Source organism: Dietzia sp. NCCP-2495 (assembly GCF_026011735.1).
Taxonomy (GTDB): domain Bacteria; phylum Actinomycetota; class Actinomycetes; order Mycobacteriales; family Mycobacteriaceae; genus Dietzia.
In genome coordinates this window covers 1-21,678 of record NZ_BRVN01000034.1, presented here as the reverse complement: position 1 = coordinate 21,678, position 21,678 = coordinate 1, and the positions used below count along the sequence as shown (strand labels likewise).

16 protein-coding genes are annotated in these 21,678 nt (G+C 68.8%); 11 read left to right on the top strand and 5 right to left on the bottom strand.

The genetic code is table 11. The annotated features are described in order from the left end of the window. Nucleotides 1-369: 369 nt before the first annotated feature. Both OPF83_RS16535 and pgi read right to left on the bottom strand, forming a co-directional pair. Nucleotides 370-990: a dihydrofolate reductase family protein gene (locus tag OPF83_RS16535; RefSeq protein WP_264888733.1), complete on the bottom strand. Its 621-nt coding sequence runs from the start codon at nucleotides 988-990 to the stop codon at nucleotides 370-372. A gap of 76 nt (nucleotides 991-1,066) precedes the next feature. Continuing rightward, complete coding sequence (gene pgi, locus OPF83_RS16530) at nucleotides 1,067-2,713, bottom strand: glucose-6-phosphate isomerase (protein ID WP_264888732.1); 1,647 nt, start codon at nucleotides 2,711-2,713, stop codon at nucleotides 1,067-1,069. 195 nt (nucleotides 2,714-2,908) lie between these two features. Between pgi and OPF83_RS16525 the strand changes: the two genes are divergently transcribed. Continuing rightward, nucleotides 2,909-3,664, top strand: a complete 756-nt coding sequence (locus OPF83_RS16525; protein ID WP_264888731.1) for a DUF5701 family protein — start codon at nucleotides 2,909-2,911, stop codon at nucleotides 3,662-3,664. Between the two features lie 36 nt (nucleotides 3,665-3,700). Here OPF83_RS16525 and OPF83_RS16520 read toward each other — a convergent pair whose 3' ends face one another. Continuing rightward, entirely contained in the window at nucleotides 3,701-3,982 is a 282-nt protein-coding gene (locus OPF83_RS16520) for a chorismate mutase (RefSeq protein WP_264888730.1), read from the bottom strand. Between the two features lie 58 nt (nucleotides 3,983-4,040). On the opposite strand from OPF83_RS16520, the gene OPF83_RS16515 reads away from it, so the two are divergent. Together OPF83_RS16515 and OPF83_RS16510 are read left to right on the top strand one after the other, a co-directional pair. After that, on the top strand, nucleotides 4,041-5,465 hold the full coding sequence (locus tag OPF83_RS16515) for a sodium:alanine symporter family protein (protein WP_264888729.1): 1,425 nt from the start codon (nucleotides 4,041-4,043) through the stop codon (nucleotides 5,463-5,465). Between the two features lie 49 nt (nucleotides 5,466-5,514). After that, nucleotides 5,515-8,121, top strand: a complete 2,607-nt coding sequence (locus tag OPF83_RS16510; protein ID WP_264888728.1) for a UvrD-helicase domain-containing protein — start codon at nucleotides 5,515-5,517, stop codon at nucleotides 8,119-8,121. A gap of 107 nt (nucleotides 8,122-8,228) precedes the next feature. Here the strand turns inward: OPF83_RS16510 and OPF83_RS16505 are convergent, their stop codons facing one another. After that, the gene (locus tag OPF83_RS16505) at nucleotides 8,229-9,083 is read right to left on the bottom strand and encodes a M23 family metallopeptidase (protein WP_264888727.1); all 855 of its coding nucleotides are present in this window, start codon (nucleotides 9,081-9,083) and stop codon (nucleotides 8,229-8,231) included. Nucleotides 9,084-9,466: 383 nt separating this feature from the next. On the opposite strand from OPF83_RS16505, the gene sucC reads away from it, so the two are divergent. The 6 genes from sucC to OPF83_RS16475 all read left to right on the top strand — a co-directional run bounded on the left by sucC (nucleotide 9,467) and on the right by OPF83_RS16475 (nucleotide 16,345). Beyond that, complete coding sequence (gene sucC / locus OPF83_RS16500; protein ID WP_264888726.1) at nucleotides 9,467-10,633, top strand: ADP-forming succinate--CoA ligase subunit beta; 1,167 nt, start codon at nucleotides 9,467-9,469, stop codon at nucleotides 10,631-10,633. 21 nt (nucleotides 10,634-10,654) lie between these two features. Next, nucleotides 10,655-11,557 carry a succinate--CoA ligase subunit alpha gene (gene sucD, locus OPF83_RS16495; protein ID WP_264888725.1) on the top strand — a complete coding sequence of 301 codons (903 nt, stop codon included), beginning with the start codon at nucleotides 10,655-10,657 and terminating at the stop codon, nucleotides 11,555-11,557. 120 nt (nucleotides 11,558-11,677) lie between these two features. Further along, nucleotides 11,678-13,387: a DUF6350 family protein gene (locus OPF83_RS16490; protein WP_264888724.1), complete on the top strand. Its 1,710-nt coding sequence runs from the start codon at nucleotides 11,678-11,680 to the stop codon at nucleotides 13,385-13,387. 60 nt (nucleotides 13,388-13,447) lie between these two features. Next, a complete protein-coding gene (gene purN, locus OPF83_RS16485; RefSeq protein WP_264888723.1) occupies nucleotides 13,448-14,083 on the top strand; it encodes a phosphoribosylglycinamide formyltransferase in 636 nt (211 codons plus the stop codon). After that, nucleotides 14,080-15,687, top strand: a complete 1,608-nt coding sequence (gene purH / locus OPF83_RS16480) for a bifunctional phosphoribosylaminoimidazolecarboxamide formyltransferase/IMP cyclohydrolase (RefSeq protein ID WP_264888722.1) — start codon at nucleotides 14,080-14,082, stop codon at nucleotides 15,685-15,687. Before purN ends, purH begins: the two co-directional genes overlap by 4 nt. Before the next feature lies 1 nt (nucleotide 15,688). Beyond that, nucleotides 15,689-16,345, top strand: a complete 657-nt coding sequence (locus OPF83_RS16475; RefSeq protein WP_264888721.1) for a TetR/AcrR family transcriptional regulator — start codon at nucleotides 15,689-15,691, stop codon at nucleotides 16,343-16,345. A gap of 175 nt (nucleotides 16,346-16,520) precedes the next feature. Here OPF83_RS16475 and OPF83_RS16470 read toward each other — a convergent pair whose 3' ends face one another. Beyond that, nucleotides 16,521-20,198: an indolepyruvate ferredoxin oxidoreductase family protein gene (locus OPF83_RS16470; protein ID WP_264888720.1), complete on the bottom strand. Its 3,678-nt coding sequence runs from the start codon at nucleotides 20,196-20,198 to the stop codon at nucleotides 16,521-16,523. Between the two features lie 168 nt (nucleotides 20,199-20,366). Here OPF83_RS16470 and OPF83_RS16465 point away from each other — a divergent pair, with 168 nt between their 5' ends. Then, nucleotides 20,367-20,834, top strand: coding sequence for an Lrp/AsnC family transcriptional regulator (locus OPF83_RS16465; RefSeq protein WP_264888719.1), 468 nt, complete (start codon nucleotides 20,367-20,369; stop codon nucleotides 20,832-20,834). A gap of 95 nt (nucleotides 20,835-20,929) precedes the next feature. Continuing rightward, nucleotides 20,930-21,678, top strand: a 749-nt coding sequence (locus OPF83_RS16460) for a thioesterase II family protein (protein WP_264888718.1), incomplete at its 3' end; no start/stop codon positions are given.

Genomic DNA, 21,678 nt, shown 5'->3' with positions numbered 1-21,678 from the left:
CGCCTCCCACCCCGCACGCAGGGCTCCGGTCGCCTCGGTGAGCAGGTCGGACGACGAGCCGGAACGGCGACCGGACGGCTGGCTGGACGGTGGGGTGGAAGCGCCATCGGCTGTGGTGCCCATCGGTGCCCCCTCTTCTCGCCGCCGTTCGCTACTTAAACCTGCCTCGCTACTTCGAACCTGATTTCTAGTGTACGGGCACCTATTCGAACGTGCGGTCTAGATTTGGTAACGGTATTGGGTGGTTGGCTGGGGATTGCTGGGCATGGCCGGGGTTGGCCGGACATGCGGGAACAGCCTGGCAGCAGATCTAGGGCGGGAAAGTACTTGCGGGCCTCACACCACGCACAACGTGGGTGGGCAGTGCACCTATACGCGCGGTTCTGGGCCTACGACGTCGAAGAGCATCGCGGTGAACTGGCCGTCGGTTTCCACGTCTTGCCTGTGCAACCGGAGGCGGCGTGGCAGAAGCGGGCGTCCTTCGCCGAGCGTGACGGGGCACTGATGGATCCAGACCTGATCGAGGAGTCCGTGATCGGCGAACTGTCCCGCGAGGTCGCCCCCGCCGAGGACCCAGATGTCCTTGCCTCCGGCGGCCTCGAGAAGTGTCGGATGCAGCTCGGCCACGTCACCAGTGAAGTACTTCACTCCGGGCAGGGGCTCAGGATCGCGATGTGTCACGATCCAGGTGGGCTGCGTGTACGGCCAGACAAACGGCTTGCCGTTCGATGTCACGTCGCGGCGTACCCAATCAAAGGTGTTATATCCGCTGACAATTGCGCCGACCCCGGCGAAGAACCGTGAGAAGTGGAGGCGGGGGAGGTCTACCCCGGAATCAGGTCCAGTGTCGGCCCCGGACGCCGCCCCCGAGTCATCGGGATAGTCGACCGGCGGTGAGCCCGCCTCGGTGGCGAACAGCCAGGACAGGCTCTCCTGATCGTCAGCAAGGTATCCGTCGAGGCTGGTCGCGGTGCAGAAGATTGTCGCCATGGGCTCACGATGTCATGGAGTTCCGACAGCCATCCGGAGATCGGCAGGTAGGGGCCAAGCCTCTGCCGTGACCAGATCAGCGTCGGCCACGCGCCTCGCGGTAGATCTCGACCAGCGAATCGGTGGAGGAGTCGAACTGGTCGCCGGGATGGGCTTCGGCGGTCAGCGCTTCCATCAGTGCTCCGGCCTGCTTCTTACCGAGCTCGACGCCCCACTGGTCGAAGGCGTTGATGTCCAGGATCGCGGCCTGGGAGAACACCACGTGTTCGTAGAGCGCGATGAGCTGACCGAGTACGCCGGGGGACAGGGACGGTGCGAGGATCGTGGTGCTGGGCCGGTTCCCCGGCATGACCTTGTGCGGCGCGAGGACGGGATCCACGCCGTCGGCGAGCACCTCCTCCTCGGTCTTGCCGAACGCGAGCACCCGCGACTGCGCGAACATGTTCGCGATGAGCAGGTCGTGCATCGAGCCGGACCCGTCGATGGTCGGTAGGTCCTCGTGGGGGATCGCGACGCCGATGAAGTCGATCGGCACCAGCTGTGTGCCCTGGTGGAGGAGTTGGAAGAAGGCGTGCTGGCCGTTGGTTCCCGGCTCGCCCCAGTAGATCTCTCCGGTGGGGTAGGTGACGTCCGAACCGTCGAGGCGGACCGACTTGCCCAGTGACTCCATGGTGAGTTGCTGCAGGTAGGCCGGGAATCGCGTGAGGTCCTGCTGGTACGGGATCACGGCCTTGGACTGCGCGCCGAGGAAGCACGTGTACCAGATGCCGAGCAGGGCCATGAGGACAGGAGCGTTGCGGTCTGCGGGCTCGGTGGCGAAATGCTCGTCCATGATGTGGAAGCCCTCGAGGAGTTCGATGAACGCCGGCGGACCCACTGTGAGCATGACTGACAGCCCGATCGCGGAGGAGACGGAATAGCGTCCGCCGACCCAGTCCCAGAACTCGAACATATGGTCCGCGTCGATCCCGAACTCACGGACCTCGTCCGCCGCGGTGGATACCGCGACGAAGTGCGAGGCGACCGCGTCGTCTGCTCCGAGCGCGTCGACGAAGTGTCGCCGCGCCGCGTGCGCGTTGGTCATGGTCTCCTGCGTGGTGAACGTCTTGGAGGACACCACGACAAGCGTTGTCTCGGGATCGACCTGCGCGAGTTTCGCCGTGAGGTCGGACGGGTCGACATTGGAGACGAAGAACGCCCGGATACCGCCGGTGTGGAGATGACGCAAAGCCTTGTCGACCATGACCGGGCCGAGGTCGGAGCCGCCGATCCCGATGTTGACGACCGTGTCGATGCGTTTGCCGGTGTGCCCGCGCCACTCGCCGGTGCGTACCTTGTTCGCGAACGCCGTCATGCGGGCGAGTACCGCGTGGACGTCGGAGACCACGTCGATGGTGTCGACGACGAGGTCGGCATCGGCCGGGAGGCGGAGCGCCGTATGGAGGACCGACCTGTCCTCTGTCGTGTTGATGTGATCTCCACGGAACATTGCGGCACGTTTCGCCGACAACCGGGCGCTGTCGGCGAGATCGGTTAGTGCGGAGAGGATCTCGTCGGTGACGAGGTGCTTCGACAGATCGATGTGGAGATCGCCGGCGGTGATCGACATGCGCCGACCCCGCTCCGGATCGTCGGCGAACAACTCCCGGAGTGAGACCTCGCCGATGGAGGGAACCAGATCCTCTACAGCTGTCCACTGCTCGGTCGTGCTGATGTCCGTCATGCCTGCCAGATTAGCCGGGAATGCCCGGGCGGACGCGGGTGTTGCTCACACGTGTCTCCCAGCGTTAACCCCAGCGTTCCCCCGACCGACTCCCAGACTGCTCACCCCTCGGATGACCCCTCAGTTCATCGCGCAGGTCATCCCTCAGCTGATCACTCAGCTCACTCCTCGGCTCGCCCCGACACCGCCGACTTCGTGGCCACTCTTCCGTCTGTTGCCGACCAGGCCGAGCAGCTCGTCGAACTCGGGGTGCCCGAACTCGCCGGGATCTCGGCCGAGCAGCTCCGCACGCTGGCGGCGGGGCTCGACCAGGCTTCCTGGCATGCAGGGGCTTCCGGCCAGGTGGAGGCTCCCGGGGAGGCTTCCGAACAGGTGGAGGCTGCCGGGCATGCAGGGGCACCCGACTCGGCGGCGCCCGCGCACAGCGGGACCGAATCCGCAGCGCTGCTCGCCGTGCACCCGTCCCTCGTGCCGACCTCGCGACTGGCAGAGCTCACGCGCCGCGAGGGAAAGGCGGGCTTCGTCGTCGTCGACATGACCGACCTCGCCGACTTCACCCCCACCGACGACATCACCCTCCCGGACGCCCCGCTCTACCTCGTCCGCGACGTCACCCGCGGCGACGACATGCTCGGGTGGACACCCGCCGACGCGCACCCCGAACTTCTCGCGCGCGGGCGCACGCCGCTGACGGTGTCGGAAGGCGTCAGCTGGCTCCTCCAACAACCGGAGGCGCTCGAACCCGGCGCGTGCTTCATGTGCATCGGCTCCCGCAAGCGCAAGACGACAGGCGGCCTCGACGCGCGGACCCCGGCCCTGTGGATCAGCGGCGGGACCGGGCGGGACGGTCGGGAGAACAAGGGCGCGCCCAAGCTCGGATGGTGCTGGGCGAAGAACCACCACACGTGGCTCGGCTTCGCGTCCACGGCGGGGCGGCGCGGGCCGGGCTGAGACCCACCTGTGCTGAGTCGCTACCGCGCTGAGCCGCTACTGCCCCAGTCGGCCGCGACCCAGGCGCAGCAGCATGCCCGCCAGGGTCTGCCCCTCCTGACCGAGGACCGAGAACCGCTCGTACACCTTGAGCTCACGGGTGTGGACGAGCTTCGTGCCGCCCGACTGCATACGCGTGCGGCCGATGCGCCTGGAGATCTCGCTGCGACGCTGGATCGCCTCGAGGATCTCGGCGTCGAGACGGTCGATCTCCAGGCGCAGTTCCTGGATCTCGGCCTCGGACAGCGGGTCGTCGGTACCGGCGGGGTCGATGGTCATTCCGGAATTATCCCACTACGTGTGTCGGCGGGCACATGACCGTCTAGTGTTTTCGCCCGTGGAAAGTTTCAACACGATTCTCTCGGACATCGGTTCCGTCATCTGGGGACCCTTCGTCCTCATCCCACTGCTGCTGGGCACAGGCCTGATCCTGACGATCCGGCTGCGCGCACTGCAGTTCCGCAAGCTCGGACCTGCGCTGCGACTCGGCCTGCTCGACCGCAAGGACGACGGCGGCGAGGGGGACATCTCCCAGTACCAGGCACTGACCACCGCGCTCGCGGCCACGGTCGGCGTGGGCAACATCGTCGGCGTGGCCACGGCCATCGCCCTCGGTGGACCCGGCGCCCTGTTCTGGATGTGGGTCACCGCGCTCGTCGGCATGGCGTCCAAGTACTCCGAGGCGTTCCTCGGCGTGCGCTACCGCGTCACCGACGCGCGCGGTGAACAGTCCGGTGGCCCGCAGTACTACCTCCACCGCGGCTTCGCCGAGGTGTTCGGCAAGACCGGTGGCAAGATCGGCCTGGTCCTGTCGATCGTGTTCGCGGTGTTCGCCGTGCTGGCGAGCTTCGGCATCGGCAACATGACGCAGGGCAACGCCGTGGCGACCCAGCTCGAGAACTCGTTCGGCGTGCCGCACCTCGTGACCGGCATCGTGATGTTCGTCCTCACCGGCGCCGTGCTGCTCGGCGGCATCAAGTCGATCGGTCGCGTCACCGCCGGGTTCGTGCCGCTCATGATCCTGCTCTACATCATCGGCGGCCTCGTCGTGCTGGTCGTCAACGCCGAGGCCATTCCCGACGCGTTCGCGCTCGTGTTCTCCGACGCGTTCACCGGCACCTCGGCCGTGGGCGGTTTCGCCGGCTCCGCGGTTCTCTACGCCATCCAGATGGGTGTCGCGCGCGGCATCTTCTCCAACGAGTCCGGTATGGGCTCGGCGGCCATCGCGGCCGCCGCGGCCAAGACCTCGCACCCGACCCGCCAGGGACTGGTCTCCATGACCCAGACGTTCATCGACACCATCATCGTGGTGACCTTCACCGGCCTGGTGCTGGTCACCTCCGGTGCCTGGCAGCAGGGCGGCGACCACGCCGGCACCATGACCGCCGACGCCTTCGCCTCCGCCATCCCCGAGGGCGACAAGCTCGTGGCCGTGTCGATCGCGTTCTTCGCGTTCTCCACCATCCTCGGCTGGTCGTACTATGGCGAACGGTGCATGGAGCGTCTCGTCGGCGCCGGCGGCGTGATCCCGTACCGCCTCGTGTTCACCTGCGTGGTGTTCCTCGGCGCGGTCACCGAGCTCGAGGTCGTGTGGAACTTCGCCGACGTGATGAACGGGCTCATGGCGATCCCGAACCTCATCGGCCTGCTGGTCCTGTCCGGCCTCATCGTCCGCGAGACCAGGCGCTACCTGGACAACGACCCGAAGCTGACCGCCAACGCGGCGCAGGTGGAGGAGTTCATGGCGGCCACCAAGCGCTGACCCGCGCACCGGCCCGGTGTCGGACACGGTGGGTAGATTGGTACCCACGATGACCGACACCACCCCCGCTCCCGCCAGTCCCGCTCACGGCGCTCCAGCGTCCGTCTCCACAGCGTCTGTCACCACTGCGTCCGATTCGCCCCTGTTGCAGGGGCTCAATCCCCAGCAGGCCGCCGCGGTCGTCCACCGCGGCGGCCCGTTGTTGATCGTGGCCGGTGCCGGATCGGGGAAGACCAGCGTCCTCACGCGTCGGATCGCCTATCTGTTGGCGGAGGGGGGAGCGCACCCGGGGCAGATCCTGGCCATCACCTTCACCAACAAGGCGGCGGCCGAGATGCGCGAGCGCGTGGCCACGCTGGTGGGTCCGCACGCCGAGCGCATGTGGGTGGCCACCTTCCACTCGATCTGCGTGCGGATCCTGCGCGCACAGTCGGAGTTGCTCGGCACGCGCAACTCCAATTTCACGATCTATGATTCGGACGACTCCCGGCGCCTGCTCGGCATGATCGCCAAGGAGCAGCACCTCGAGGTCAAGAAGTTCACGCCGCGCATGCTCGCCACGGCCATCTCGAACCACAAGAACGAGCTACGCGATCCGGCCGAGGCGATGGACCGGGCCCTCGAGGACTCCGATCGCACGGCGCAGACGGTGGCGTCCGTCTACACCGAGTACCAGGCACGGTTGCAGTCGGCCAACGCTTTCGATTTCGACGATCTGATCGGTGAGACCGTCGCGCTGCTGCGCGCGCATCCCCAGGTCGCGGCGTACTACCGGCGTCGGTTCCGGCACGTGTTGGTGGACGAGTACCAGGACACCAACCACGCCCAGTACGTTCTGGTCCGCACGCTCGTCGGCGGGGCGAGCGGGGAGGGCGAGGGGTACGACGACGACGAGGTGGGCGTGCCCCCGGCTGAATTGTGTGTCGTCGGTGACGCGGACCAGTCGATCTACGCGTTCCGCGGCGCCACCATCCGGAATATCGAGGATTTCGAGCACGACTACCCGGATGCCACGTCGATCCTGCTCGAGCAGAACTACCGCTCCACACAGACCATCCTGTCGGCGGCCAACGCGGTGATCTCCCGCAATGCGGGGCGGCGCGAGAAGAACCTGTGGACCAGCGAGGGCACCGGCGAGCTGCTGACCGGGTACGTCGCGGACAACGAGCACGACGAGGCCCGGTACATCGCCGGCGAGATCGACCGGCTGGTGGACTCCGGCGACTACTCCTATTCGGACGTGGCCGTGTTCTACCGCACCAACAACTCGTCCCGCGTGATCGAGGACGTGTTCGTGCGGCTGGGTCTGCCCTACAAGGTCGTGGGCGGGACCCGGTTCTTCGAGCGCAAGGAGGTGCGCGATATCGTCGCCTACCTCAAGGCGCTGAGTAATCCCGAGGACGCGGTGGCGATCCGGCGGATCCTCAACACCCCGCGTCGCGGGATCGGCGATCGGGCCGAGGCCTGCGTCGTGGTGCATGCCGAGCAGCGGGGGATCGGGTTCGCCGAGGCCCTGCGCGATGCGGCCGACGGGAAGGTCTCGCTGCTGCCGACTCGGTCCGTCAACGCGATCGCCGGGTTCGTCTCGCTGCTCGACGAGCTGCGGACGCGACTCGAGGGGGACGGTCACGCCGGTGGCGAGGGCCCGGTGCCCGATATCGGTGAGCTGGTGGAGGCGGTCCTGGACCGTACGGGATACCGCGCCGAACTGGAGTCCTCCAACGATCCGCAGGACGCCGCACGCCTGGACAACCTCAACGAGTTGGTGGGCGTGGGCCGGGAGTTCTCGTCGGAGGCCGCGCTGCAGCTGTCCGCGCGAGAGCAGGGATTCGGTCCGGGTGCCGAAGCTGAGGGCGAAGGCGACTCCGCAGTCGATCCCGCCGGCGATCCCACGGCCGCCGATGCGGATCTGGACGAGGGGCTTGCTCCGCCCGGCTCATTAGCGGCGTTCCTCGAGCGGGTCTCGCTCGTGGCGGACGCCGACCAGATCCCGGACGAGGACCAGGGGCAGGTCACATTGATGACCTTGCACACGGCCAAGGGGCTGGAGTTCCCCGTCGTGTTCCTCGTCGGCATGGAAGACGGACTGTTCCCACACATGCGGGCGCTGGGTGATCCGGCCGAGCTGTCGGAGGAGCGTCGGCTGGCGTATGTCGGCATCACGCGTGCCCGCAAACGGTTGTTCCTCTCGCGGGCGATGATGCGCTCGTCGTGGGGCCAACCCATGACCAATCCGGGGTCACGGTTCCTCGAGGAGATCCCCTCCGAGGCGATCGAGTGGGAGCGGGAGGAACCGGCCGGGGGTGGCGGGTTCGGCGACGACGACTCGTTCGCGCAGCGGCGTCGCTTCGGCGGCGGGGGTGGCTCCGGCTCCGGCGGGGGCTACAGCTCGGGCGGGGGCTATGGCTCGGGCGGCTACGGCTCCGGTGGCCGGTCGTCGCGTGCCGAGCGCTCGTCGGGCATCCCGCGGGCCCGCTCGTCGGCGCCTGCGCTCGAGCTCGCGCCGGGGGACCGTGTCACCCACGACAAGTACGGCCTGGGCAAGGTCCTGTCGTGCGACGGCAGCGGCCCACGAGCCACGGCAACGATCGACTTCGGGGCATCCGGCAAGGTGCGGCTCATGCTCATCGGGGGAGTCCCGATGCAGAAGCTCTAGGCAGCGGCAGCGGCCAGAGTAAGGCAGCGGCCAGACCAGTCGGGACAACCGAGAAGGGCTCCGGAGGAAATCCGGAGCCCTTCTCGGTGAAGTCTGTTGCGTGCTGGTCAGCTGCCGAGTGAACCGAGCGGGGACTCGGAGCTGCCACCGGCCATGATGTCGAGGCCGTGCTGGAGCAGCCACAGGACCGGGTCGATCTTCTGTCCGTCGACCTCGACCTCGAAGTGGAGGTGCGAGCCGGTGGAGAATCCGAGGGAGCCCATTCCGGCGATCTTCTGGCCGGCCACGACGCGGTCGCCCTTGGCGACGTCGAGGGTCTGCATGTGTCCGTAGGTCGTCATGGTCCCGTCGTCGGCCATGATTCGGATCCAGTTGCCGTAGCCCTGCGCCGGTCCGGAGTCGATCACGACGCCGTCGGTGGCGGCGACGATCGGCGTGCCCTCCGCGTTGGCGATGTCGATGCCCCCGTGGAACGAGCCCCACCGCATCGCGAACGGGGAGGTAAAGGAGCCGACGGCCGGGATGACGACCTTGGGACGGCGCGCTTTCTCTTCCTCGATCTCACGCTGGGCGTTGATCGCGGTGCCCGCGTAGAGCATGGCCGACTGGGCGTTCTCGTCGGCAGGGGCGTCCACGGCGGCAGGAACCACGACGGGAGACGTGGCCGACGGGGTGACGGGGGCGCTCGACGCGGGGGTCGACTCGGTGGGGATCGTGGAGACCTCGCCGCCGTTGGCGAGAAGCGCGATGTCGCCGGCCTCGGTCGAGTGGGTCTCGGGAGAGTCCAGGGCAGATCCGGCGGACGCGGCGGAGACGGCAGCACCGGCGGCGATCGCGACGACGGCTGCGCGACCGCGGAGGGCGGTCGGCGGGGCCGGGATCCTGTGACGGCCGGGGCGGTGTGCGCCCGCGGGAGAAATGACGACAGGGGTCGCTTGCCTTGCCTGATGCGACTCGTTCACCGTGGTGGTGTCCCCTCTGTCCTGCGAAAGCTCTGTGGTGCCGTGTCTGTTTTCGCGCCGTGATCATTTCGTGATTAAGACCTTGACCAAGGTAACGGAAAGGCAACGGCCCCGCAAGGCAGTGGGAACCGCGCTCGTGAGGCCTGGATCACATTCGTGTGACTCGTGGTGTTTCAGTGATTGCGGCGCACTTGCGAGGAGTGAGTGGCGCTCCGTGGTCGCTCCGTTGATGCGCGCGTGCCGGGCGATGGGTGCCGCCGCTGTGATTCAGTCCACACTGTCACCCCCGAGGTGCGACGGGCGACACATCTGGCGCTTAGGATGAGGGATGACTCGGCTTTAAAACAATGCCGGGCGAATCTACACGTCAAGATGGTGAGCTGATGGATCTCTTTGAATACCAGGCAAAGGCTCTTTTCGCGAAGCATGACGTGCCCACCACCCCGGGGCGCGTCGCAGACACCGCGGAGGAGGCCGAGAAGGTTGCGGCCGAGATCGGCAAGCCTGTTGTCGTCAAGGCACAGGTAAAGGTCGGTGGCCGCGGCAAGGCCGGCGGCGTCAAGCTGGCGGAGGATGCGAAGGAGGCCCGTGCCCGGGCCGAGGACATCCTGGGCCTGGACATCAAGGGCCACATCGTCAAGAAGCTCCTCGTGGCCGAGGCCAGCGACATCGCCGAGGAGTACTACATCTCCTTCCTCGTCGATCGCGCGAACCGCAACTACCTGGCCATGTGCTCGGTCGAGGGCGGCGTCGAGATCGAGCAGGTCGCCGAGGAGTCCCCGGACCGCCTCGCCAAGATCAGCATCGATCCCACCGTCGGTGTCGACGTGGCCAAGGCCCGCGAGATCGCGAAGGCCGGCCACCTCCCGGAGGAGGTGCTGGACGCCGCAGCGGTGACCATCGCCAAGCTGTACGAGGTGTTCGTGAACGAGGACGCGTCGCTGGTCGAGGTCAACCCGCTCGTCCGCACGCCGAACGACGAGATCCTGGCCCTCGACGGCAAGGTGACCCTGGACGAGAACGCCGAGTTCCGTCACCAGGACGTCTTCGCCGACTTCGCCGATGCGGGCACCACCGATCCGCTCGAGCAGAAGGCCGCCGAGAACGACCTCAACTACGTCAAGCTCGACGGTGAGGTCGGCATCATCGGTAACGGTGCCGGTCTGGTCATGTCGACCCTGGACGTCGTCGCGTACGCCGGCGAGAACCACGACGGCGTCAAGCCCGCCAACTTCCTCGACATCGGCGGCGGCGCCTCAGCCGAGGTCATGGCGGCCGGCCTGGACGTCATCCTCGGTGACGAGCAGGTCAAGAGCGTGTTCGTCAACGTCTTCGGCGGCATCACCGCGTGTGACGCGGTGGCCAACGGCATCGTCAAGGCCCTGGAGATCCTCGGCGACGAGGCCAACAAGCCGCTCGTCGTGCGCCTGGACGGCAACAACGTCGAGGAGGGTCGCAAGATCCTCGCGGAGGCGAACCACCCGCTCGTCACCCTGGCCGACAACATGGACTCCGGCGCCGACAAGGCCGCCGAGCTCGCCTCCAAGTAGGAAGAGAAGGAACCAGAAGACATGTCGATCTTCCTCAACAAGGACAGCAAGGTCATCGTCCAGGGCATCACCGGTGGCGAGGGCTCCAAGCACACCGCCCGCATGCTCGCGGCCGGCACCCAGGTCGTCGGCGGCGTCAACGCACGCAAGGCCGGCACCACCGTGTCCCACAAGGACAAGGACGGGAACGACGTCGAGCTCCCCGTGTTCGGCACCGTCGCCGAGGCCATGGAGGCCACCGGCGCCGACACGACGATCCTCTTCGTCCCGCCGCCGTTCACCAAGGACGCCATGATCGAGGCCGTCGACGCCGAGATCCCGTTCGCCGTGGTCATCACCGAGGGTGCCCCGGTTCTGGACACCGCCGTCGCGCACAACTACAACGTGTCGAAGGGCTCCAAGACCCGGATCCTCGGCCCCAACTGCCCCGGCATCATCACGCCGGAGGAGTCGCTGGTCGGCATCACCCCGGCCAACATCACCGGCAAGGGCCCGGTCGGCCTGGTGTCCAAGTCGGGCACCCTGACCTACCAGATGATGTACGAGCTGTCGGACTACGGCTTCTCGACCGCCATCGGCATCGGTGGTGACCCGATCATCGGCACAACGCACATCGACTGCATCGAGGCGTTCGAGAAGGACCCCGAGACCAAGGTCATCGTCATGATCGGTGAGATCGGTGGCGACGCCGAGGAGCGTGCCGCCGAGTACATCAAGGCCAACGTGACCAAGCCGGTCGTCGGCTACGTCGCCGGCTTCACGGCTCCCGAGGGCAAGACCATGGGCCACGCCGGCGCCATCGTCTCCGGCTCCGCGGGTACCGCGCAGGCCAAGAAGGAGGCCCTCGAGGCCGCTGGCGTGAAGGTCGGCAAGACGCCGTCCGAGACCGCCAAGCTCGCCAAGGAGATCCTCGACTCCCTGTGATCGGAACCGATCACTGAGCTGGAGGACCAGCCTTCACCGCGACCCCCGTCATCTCCGGATGGCGGGGGTCGCGGCGTGCCGGGGGTGCCACTTCCAAGGCGGGTATCTACGGTGGTCAGAGTGAGTCCCCAACGTGTTATCCGGCCCGCCGCGCGTCGCTCTCCCGCAGGCGCCGGGTCGTTGCTGTGGACCGCCGCGGCCGCGGCGCTCCCCGTGATCGTCACCGTGCTGGTCCTGGCGGTTCTCACCCTGGGCGTGCTCGTGTTCACGGCTCGGGGGTTCGATTCGCTGTTCGCCGTGGTGGCCGTGGAATGGCTCGTCGTCAACCGCGTGCCGCTGACCGTGGACATGGTCGGCCTCGGATTCCTGCCCCTGCTTCCGGCACTGCTGTACGTGGCGATGCTGTCGCGGCAGACGCGGGCAGTACTCGCAGATGTCGAGCGGCCGGGCGCCCGTGAGGCGGGCGCCGCAGTTGTCGGCGCGACCGTGGCGGGACTGGTGCTCACGGGACTGGCGTCGCTGCTCGTGAGTTCCGCGGCATCGGAGTTCGCCGTGCGCGAGACGTCACTGCCTCTCGCGCTGGCGTGGACTGCTGCGGTCGGGATCACCGGATCCGGCCTGGGCGTCTGGCTGTACTTCCGCGACGAGCTGCGGGAGATCCTGCCGATGTGGGTGCGGGGCGGCATTCATCTGGGAGTCGCTTTCGTCGGGGCGACGTGGGCGATCTCCGCGGCGCTGGTGCTGATCGGCGTCCTGTTCGCGTGGGATCCGATCGCGGCGAGCCTGGAGATCGGCAAGGGCTTCGTGGGGACGGCCGCGTTGACCGCTATCTCGGTGGCGTACCTGCCGAACGTCGTGATGGCCGGTGCCGCGCTCACCGTGGGTGGCGAGGCCCATCTGGGCGAGGCGTCGTACAGCGTGTTCGCGTTGTCCCGCGGACCGATGCCCGAGGTTCCGCTCGCGGCGGCGCTGCCCACGACGAGCCCGCACTGGGTGGTGCAGGGGCTGCTGCTGGTGACTGTGGTGGTGGCCGCGGTGCTGGCCCGCTCAGTGGCGCACTGGTTCCGGACGACCGGCGACGCGGTCAAGGCGACGTGGCTCGCGGCGGCGATCGTCGCGGTGCTCCTGCTTCTCACCCCGGTGGTGGCGGGCGGCGAGCTCGGTGTGCTGGGCACGGTGGGGACCGGGGCGGTGATCGCGGCCGGGATGGCGCTGTTGATGTTCGGGATCATCGGGTCCACGACGATCGCCCTGTCTCTCGCCGGGTTGACGCGCCGTCGCGAGCGTGCGGAGAGTGAGCTCGCCCGCCGGCGCCGTCGTGCGGGCGTCGCTGCCGACGACGATTACGACGATGACGACGGCAACCACCCCGACGACCCTGACGACATCGACGATGCTCGCGATGACGCCGACTACGACGACGGTGGGTACGAGGCCGATGGCGAGGACCGGGTCGGTGAGGACGAGGACGAGGACGAGGGCGAGGTCGGTGAGGTCGAGGCCGACGGCGACGACGACTACGAGAACGACGACAACGACGACGACAACTACGACGCTCTCCCACAGAACGTCGTGGACGGGGATTTCGGTCGCGCTGCCGATACGGCTGAGAGCGCGGAGAGTGACGCCGCACAGGACGCGGACGCAGACCCCGTCCCGACTGATGCGGATGCCGACCCCGCAGTGACGGATGCGGACACCGACCCGGCCACTACGGATGCGGATGCTGAGTCCGCCACCTCTGATGGCCGCTCTCATGACGGGCTCGATGACGGGGCCGAGGACGGATCATCGGATCTCCCTGACGAGCGCCCGGGGGCGGGCGACTAGACTTCACCACGGTGCCCGGGTGACCCGGGCAGGTCGATCGACGGGTAGGAGCTTCAGGACGTGGTCAGTGCCGAGCCCGACAATGCCGGAGCGCCCGCAGCCCGGGTCGTCGTCCTGGCCTCCGGGACCGGGACCCTCGCCCAGAGCGTGGTGGATGCGACGTCGGATTCGGATTGCCCCTACCGCGTCGTCGCACTCGTCTCCGACCGTGACTGTGAGGCCGTGACCCGGGCCGGCGCCGCCGGTGTCGACACCACGGTCGTCGCACCCGGAGACCACGCGGACCGCGCCGCCTGGAACCGGGCCCTGACGGATGCCGTGCAGCAGTTCGAGCCGGACTGGGTCGTCTCCGCCGGGTTCATGCGCATCCTCGGCCAGACGTTCCTCGAGGCGTTCCCCAGCCGGGTCATCAACACCCATCCCGCGCTGCTGCCGTCGTTCCCCGGCGCGCACGCGGTACGCGACGCGCTCGACTACGGGGTGTCCGTCACCGGATCCACCGTCCACGTCGTCGACTCGGGAGTCGACACCGGTCCGATCATCACCCAACGGGCCGTCGACGTCCTCCCGGACGACACCGAAGCAACCCTGCACGAACGGATCAAGGTCGTCGAGCGTGAACTGCTCGTCGACGTCATCGCTGCCGCCGCCCGCGGTCGCCTCCACATCGAAGGTCGAAAGGTGTACATATCGTGACCTCCCAGCCGGACAACTCCCGCAGGCCCGTACGCCGCGCCCTCATCAGCGTCTACGACAAGACCGGGCTCACCGAGCTCGCCAAGGGGCTGGCGGATGCGGGTGTCGAGATCGTCTCCACAGGCTCCACCGCGCAGCGCATCTCCGACGCCGGGATCGACGTGACGCCGGTCGACGCGCTGACCGGGTTCCCGGAGTGCCTCGAAGGTCGGGTCAAGACCCTGCACCCGCGGGTCCACGCCGGCATCCTGGCCGACACGCGTAAGCCCGAGCACCTCGAGCAGATCGCCGAACTCGACGTGCAGCCGTTCGAGCTCGTCGTCGTCAACCTCTATCCCTTCACCGACACGGTGGCGTCCGGCGCGGACTACGACGCCTGCGTCGAACAGATCGACATCGGGGGACCCTCCATGGTCCGCGCGGCGGCCAAGAACCACCCGTCGGTCGCCGTCCTCGTGGACCCGGCCGGCTACGGCGAGGCCCTCGACGCCGTCGCCGCCGGCGGGTTCAGCCTCGACCAGCGCCGCACGCTCGCCGCCGCCGCGTTCCGCCACACCGGCGCCTACGACGTCGCGGTGGCCACCTGGATGACCGAGCAGACCTCCGGCGCGGGCGCTGACGCGGGCATGGATGCCACTGACGGTGACACCGCCGTCGAGTTCCCCGTCTGGCTGGGGCAGAGCCTCGACCGCGCCGCGACGCTGCGCTACGGCGAGAACCCGCACCAGAGCGCCGCCCTCTACACCGACGCCGCCGCGGCACCCGGCCTCGCGCAGGCCCGCCAGCTGCACGGCAAGGAGATGAGCTACAACAACTACGTCGACGGTGACGCCGCGTGGCGCTCCGCGTTCGACCACGCCGAGCCGTGCGTGGCGATCATCAAGCACGCCAACCCGTGCGGCATCGCGATCGACGCCGACATCGCCGCAGCGCACCGCGCCGCCCACGAGTGCGACCCCGTCAGCGCGTTCGGTGGCGTGATCGCCGCCAACCGCGAGGTGAGCGTCGAGATGGCCGAGCAGGTGGCCGAGATCTTCACCGAGGTGATCATCGCGCCGTCGTACGCCGACGGTGCCGTGGAGATCCTCCAGCGCAAGAAGAACATCCGGATCCTAAAGGCACAGCCGCCCGCCGCCGACGAGTTCGAGCGCAAGCAGATCTCCGGTGGCGTCCTGGTGCAGCAGCGTGACTCCCTCGACGCTGACGGCGACGTGGTGGCCGGCTGGACCAAGGCGTGCGGCGACGACGCCGACGAGCAGACCCTGCGCGACCTGCTGTTCGCGTGGCGCGGGTGCCGCGCGGTCAAGTCCAACGCCATCCTGCTGGCCTCCGGCGGCGCGACCGTCGGCGTGGGCATGGGGCAGGTCAATCGCGTGGACTCCGCGCGACTGGCCGTGCAGCGCGCCGGCGACCGGGTGACCGGCGCCGTGGCCGCGTCGGACGCTTTCTTCCCGTTCGCCGACGGCCTCGAGGTGCTCGCCGAAGCGGGCGTCCGCGCAGTGGTCCAGCCCGGCGGGTCCGTCCGCGACGCCGAGGTGATCGAAGCCGCCGAGAAGGCCGGGATCACCATGTACTTCACCGGCGCCCGGCACTTCTTCCACTGACATGTCCGGCACCGGCGCGCGGGATCAGCAGGGCGAGGCTGCCCCGCTGGGGGAGGGCACGGCCCCGCTGAGGGAGGGCACGGCCCCGTTGACCCCGCGCGCCCAGGCCAAGGCACAGCGGCGCATCGAGATCGTGGTGGCCGCCGCTCGCCTCATGGCCCGCCGCGGCTTCCACGGCGTGCGGCTGGACGACATCGGCGCCGAGGTGGGCATCTCCGGACCCGGGATGTATCGCTACTTCTCCTCCAAGGAGGACGTGCTCGCCGAAATGCTGCTCGACATCTCGCGGCGGCTCCGCGACGGTGGCCGGGCCGCGGTCGAGCGGGGCGGCGCTCCTGCCGACGTGCTCGATGCCCTGCTCGCCGTGCACGTGGACTTCGTGGCCACCGAACCCGACCTGATCAGCGTCCAGTTCCGCGACCTCGCGTCGCTGCCGGCCGGGCCCCGACACGAGGTGCGTCGACTGCAGCGTGAGTACGCCGAGATGTGGGTCGATGCGCTGGTGCTCCTGCGGCCCGAACTGGGTACCACCGATGCCCGGGCGCACGTCCACGCCGTGTTCGGGCTGCTCAACGCCAGTCCCAGGCTGCCGGCGATGGCCGAGGACGAGCTGCGCCGGGTGCTCACGGCGATGGCCTCGGCGGCGTTGCGGGCCTGAGCTCCTCCCGCCCGCGCGAAATCCGCGACCCCCTGCCGCACGAAATCCGCTAGTCCTTATCGCGCGAAATCCGCTACTCCCGCTCCTGATCCGCTACCGCCGCGTGGGTAGCGAATGTGGAGGGGGAGTAGCGGATTCCTGGCGGGGTAAATTCCTGGAGGGGCGGGGCGGGACGTCAGCCGAGTGCGGACCGCAGGCGGGCCAGCTCCTCGCGGTAGCGGGTCACGTTGCCGAGCTTGACGTGCTCGTACCCACGCACCATGTCGGGTAGGTCAGCGATTGCGACCGCCGTCGCCAGCCAGGCCGAGTCCTTGCCGACCGGACCGACGCGGTCGAGCTCGGCGGTGAAGGAGTCGACCAGCTCGCGGTACTCGGCGAGCAACTCGCGCTCGACCCGGCGGACCTCGGCGTAGCCGAAGACGTCCAGTCGCGTGCCACGCAGGCGCTTCATGCGAGCCAGAGCCTTCATGGCCGGCATGGCCTTGGGGCCGATCGAGATCTTCTTCTTCATGCCCATTGCCTGGAGCATCGGCGGATGGAGCTTGAGATTCGCGACAGCGCCCTCGCCCCAGTCCTCGGTCATCTGCGCGGCGAACTCGGGGTCCACAGCGAGGCGGGCGACCTCGTACTCGTCCTTGTAGGCCATGAGCTTGTACAGGTTCCGAGCCACGGCCAGCGCCAGCTGCTCGGATGCGGCGCCACCGGCACCAGCACCGCCACCGGCACCAGCACCGCCATCGGCACCAGCACCAGCCGCGGTACCCGCGGCGCCTTCCTGGCCGGCCGCCGCGGCGCGGAGGGCCTCGACCCGGCGCACGTAGTCGGCTGCGTAGGCCTCGTCCTGGTACCCGATCAGCTCGTCCACCCGCAGAGCCATGACTGCGCGGAGCTCATCAGAGGCCTCGGCACCCAGGCCGGTGAGCAGGCGCTCGGCGGCAGGGGACGCGACGTGCAGCTCGGAGGTCCCGGTGGACACCGGGCGGTGCAGCGACGAGACCAGCTCGGACAGGGCCTCCGGATCGGCGACGACCTGCCGACCCCGTCGGAAGGCCTGGAGGTTGGCCTCCACCGCGACGCCGTTGAGCTCAATGGCCCGCTCGATCGCGTCGGCTGAGATCGGCAGCGCCCCGCTCTGGTAGGCCGCACCCACCATGAGCATGTTGGACGTCTGGGTGGAGCCGAAGAGGTTCTCCGTGAGCTCGCCCGGGTTGAGGTACACGCCGCGGGCCGAAGCCCGGTTGATCGCGTCCTGGATCTCCGCGACGGCCGGGTAGTGGACCGAGGTGTCGATGACCATCGAGCCGGTGGGGATCTTCGTCGTGGACACCACCGACGTCGTCCGCTCGGTGCTGGCGACCTTGAGGTTGACGCTGTCCGCGCCGACCAGGCCGTCACAACAGAGGTAGAGGTCGCAGTCGCCCGCGCCGATCTTGGGCGGCTGCTCGACCCGTTCGCGGCTCACCCGAACGTCGGAGACCACGGCGCCGCCCTTCTGCGCGAGGCCGGTCATGTCCAGGGTGCGGGCGGAGCGCCCGTCGAGCACGGCGGCGGTTGCCAGGACGGCGGAGACCGTCACGATGCCGGTGCCACCGATGCCGGTCAGGCGCAGGGAGAACCCACGGTCGGCGTCGACCGTGGCGCCGGTCGGATCCGGCAGATCCGTGGACGCGAGCGGGGGAGCGGTGGCCACTCGCCGGGTCTTCTGGCCGGGGACGACGGTCATGAAGGCGGGGCAGTCGCCCTGCAGGCACGAGAAGTCGAAGTTGCAGGTCGACTGGTCGATCTGCGTTTTGCGACCGAACTCCGTGTCCACCGGGTGGACCGACAGGCAGTTGGACTTCTCGCCACAGTCGCCGCAGCCCTCGCAGATGCGCTCGTTGATCACGACCTTCTCCGCCGGCGTCGGGTACTCGCCGCGCTTGCGGTGCCGCCGCTTCTCGGCCGCGCAGTACTGATCGTGGACCAGCACCGTCACGCCGGGAGTGGCGGCCAGTTCCTGCTGGATCTCCAGGGTGTCCACACGGTCGCGGACCTCGACGCCGCGGGGCAGCCCCTGGGCTTTGGTCGCCTTGATGTTGTCCGTGGTGACGACGATCTTCGCGACCTTCTCGGCCTGAAGGAGGCGGAGCATCTCCGGAAGGCTCATCTGGCCCACCGGATCCTGTCCGCCGGTCATGGCGACGGTGCCGTTGAAGAGCAGCTTGTAGGTGATGTTGTCGCCCGAGGCCACCGCCGAGCGCAGGGCGAGCGAGCCCGAGTGCATGAATGTGCCGTCACCGATGTTCTGGACGAGGTGACGCTCGTCCAGGAACGGGGACATACCCGTCCACTGGATGCCCTCGCCGCCCATCTGGGTGACGCCGGTGACGGTGCCGACCTGCTTCTCGTCCATCATCAGCACCATCGCGTGGCAGCCGATCCCGGCGCCGACGAGCGTGCCGTCGGCCACCTTGGTGGAGCTGTTATGCGGGCACCCCGAGCAGAAGTACGGGGTGCGGGTGGCGGCCAGGGGGAGCGAGATGCGGGTCCGCGGGCGGGCCGGGCCGTCGAGCCAGGCCTGTGCCGAGGAGATGCCATGGACCTTGCCCAGGCGCTGGGCCAGGCCGCGGGTGACCGAGTCCACGTCGAGCTCGCCGAAGCGGCTGAACAGGGTCGAGCCGTCCTCGTGGGACTTGCCCACCACGTTGGCCACGTCGGGACGGCGGAAGTGGATCTCGCGGATCATGGTCTCGATGAAGTCGCGCTTCTCCTCGACCACGATCACCTCGTCGAGGCCCGCCATGAACTCGTCCAGGATCGTGCGCTCGAGCGGGTAGACCATGCCGAGCTTGAGGATCCGGATACCGCGGCGGGCGAGCTCGTCGTCGTCCAACCCCAGGCGTCGCAGTGACTCGCGCACGTCGAGGTAGGTCTTGCCCGCGGCGACGATCCCGATCCGGTCGTCGGCGGTGCGCTGGACGATCCGGTTGATCCCGTTGAGCCGCGCGTACTCGAGCGCGCGGGGGATGCGGATGGTCAGCTGGTTCTGCTCGAGCTCCATCAGGCTCGAGCCCAGCAGCTGGCCCGACGGGACGTGGGGGCTCGTGCCCAGGTCGCCGTAGACCGGCAGGATCCGGTCCGGGTCGACGATCGCGGTGGAGGAGGCGTCGGCGACGTGGGCCGAGATTTTCAGCGCCGACAGCAGGCCCGAGGTGCGCGACAGGAGTGCGGCGTGGACGCCGAAATCCAGCACGTCCTGGGAGTCCGCCGGGTACAGCGTCGGCATGTAGAGATCGGCCAGCGCCAGTTCGGAGGCGCAGGGGACGGTCGAGGACTTGGCGCCCGGATCGTCGCCCACCATCACCACGGCACCACCGGTGGGGTCGGTGCCGATGAGGTTCGCGTGCCGGAGCGCGTCGGTGGCGCGGTCGAGGCCGGGAGCCTTGCCGTACCAGTAGCCCACCACGCCCTGCAGTGGCCGGCCGCCGGTGTTGGCGGTGGCGCGCAGGGTCCCGGTGCGGTGGGCCAGTTGTGAGCCCATCACTGCGGTGGCGCCGGCCTCCTCGTTGAGGGCGGGGCGGTGCACGATGTCGTACGGGGTGAGGAATTTGCCCCGTTTGGCCAACTCGAGGTCGTACCCCGCCAGCGGGGAGCCCTCGTATCCGCTCACGAGGCTCGCCGTGAGCAGGTTCTGCCGACGGTCCAGCCTCGCGCGGTCGCGCACCGTGCGGACCAGGGCCTGGATGCCGGTGAGGAACACCGTGCCGCTCTCGCGCGTGTACCGGTCCTCCAGGGAGAAGGACCCGGCATCCGCCTGCCCGGTCCGCGGGAGGTCGTTGTGCGTGCCGGAGGGGGAGCCCAGTAGAGAGGTCATGATCAACACCTAGCCTTGAGAACTTGTGATCCGTGATTCACAGGCTAAGCCCGATTGTGAGTCGCGTCACGCGGCCAGCGGAATGGCATGCAGTGTGTACATATTCCGCGGTGAGTTCCTCTGCGAACTGCACATGATGCCCACATTGTCGTCGTATATCGTGACCACATGGACTTCTCGCCCAACCTCGACGACACCGACCGGCGACTCCTGGAGATCGTCATGGACGACCCCCGCGTCGGGGTGCGCGAGTTCTCGCGCCGCCTCGCCGTGGCCCGCGGCACCGCGCAGGCCCGCCTCGACAAGCTCGAGGCGCGCGGCGTCCTCGCGTCCTGGGCGCCGACCCTCGACCCGTCGGCGCTCGGCTACCCGCTCGGCGCGCTGGTCCACATCCAGATGGCGCAGGCGAAGCTCGACGAGACCTGCGAGGGACTGGCGCGGGTGCGCGAGGTGCTCGAGGTGATGAGTGTGGCCGGCGAGTTCGACATCGTCTGCCGCGTCGTGGCCCGCGATCACGCGCATCTCGAGGAGGTGTTCAGCGAGATCATCTCCACCCCCGGCGTGCTGCGGACCCGCACCGAGGTGATCCTGCGGCAGCGCGTCGGTCCTCGGATCACCCAGCTCCTCGGGGAGTGACAGGCGGGAAGCGACCGGCGGGGAGTTGACGGCGGGGGTGTGACGGGCGGGGAGCGACGGACACCGAGCCGCGCACGCTGACTACGCTGCCGCGTGTGACTGATGTGACCCGGCAGCAGAACCCGCAACGCACGCTCGTCGACCTCGGCGGAACCGGGGACGGGGGTCGCGATCTTGTGATCTTCCCGCCCTCCGGACGCGGCGTCGCCCCCTACGCGGGCCTGGGCGCCGCGACGTGGGGCGGGCGTGTGCGGGCGGCGCGGCTGCCCGGCCGTGAGTCGCGGTGGCGGCAGGAGCCGGTGACCAGCGTCGCGGCGGCGGTCGACCTGATCGCGGCCGAGTTGGAGGTCGATCTGGTCGCCGATGGCAACGCCCGGCCGCTCGTGCTGTTCGGGCACAGCATGGGCGCGTACCTCGCCGTGGAGACCGCGCGGCGCCTCACGGCCGAGGGCCGGCCGCCCGCCGCGGTGGTTCTCGCCGCCGCGTCGCACCGGCGCGCGCCGTCGTTGGACGGCGCCAGCACGTGGTCCGACGACGACCTGACCGCCTGGCTGGCCGACGTCGGTGGCACGCCCGCCGAGCTCCTGGAGAACCGCGACTTCATGGGCCTGATCCTGCCGGCCCTGCGCGCTGACCTGCGCATCGCCGAGCAGTACACCGCGCCGGGCCCCGGCGCGCTGGAGGCGCCGGTGGTCGCGGTGCGCGGGTCTGAGGACGACCTGGTCGACGACGACGACACCACCGCGTGGGCCGGGCTGACTTCCGGTGGCTCGGCGACCGCTGTGTTCCCCGGCGGGCACTTCTTCCCCGATCAGGCGATGCCGGAGATCCTCGCGATGGCGGA

Excerpts from the sequence above, each read along its gene's own strand:
- OPF83_RS16535 (WP_264888733.1), bottom strand. The coding sequence starts at position 990 with ATGGCGACAATCTTCTGCACCGCGACCAGCCTCGACGGATACCTTGCT.
- pgi (WP_264888732.1), bottom strand. The coding sequence starts at position 2,713 with ATGACGGACATCAGCACGACCGAGCAGTGGACAGCTGTAGAGGATCTG.
- OPF83_RS16520 (WP_264888730.1), bottom strand. The coding sequence starts at position 3,982 with ATGACCATCGACCCCGCCGGTACCGACGACCCGCTGTCCGAGGCCGAG.
- OPF83_RS16510 (WP_264888728.1), top strand. The coding sequence starts at position 5,515 with ATGACCGACACCACCCCCGCTCCCGCCAGTCCCGCTCACGGCGCTCCA.
- sucC (WP_264888726.1), top strand. The coding sequence starts at position 9,467 with ATGGATCTCTTTGAATACCAGGCAAAGGCTCTTTTCGCGAAGCATGAC.
- sucD (WP_264888725.1), top strand. The coding sequence starts at position 10,655 with ATGTCGATCTTCCTCAACAAGGACAGCAAGGTCATCGTCCAGGGCATC.
- OPF83_RS16475 (WP_264888721.1), top strand. The coding sequence starts at position 15,689 with ATGTCCGGCACCGGCGCGCGGGATCAGCAGGGCGAGGCTGCCCCGCTG.
- OPF83_RS16470 (WP_264888720.1), bottom strand. The coding sequence starts at position 20,198 with ATGACCTCTCTACTGGGCTCCCCCTCCGGCACGCACAACGACCTCCCG.
- OPF83_RS16465 (WP_264888719.1), top strand. The coding sequence starts at position 20,367 with ATGGACTTCTCGCCCAACCTCGACGACACCGACCGGCGACTCCTGGAG.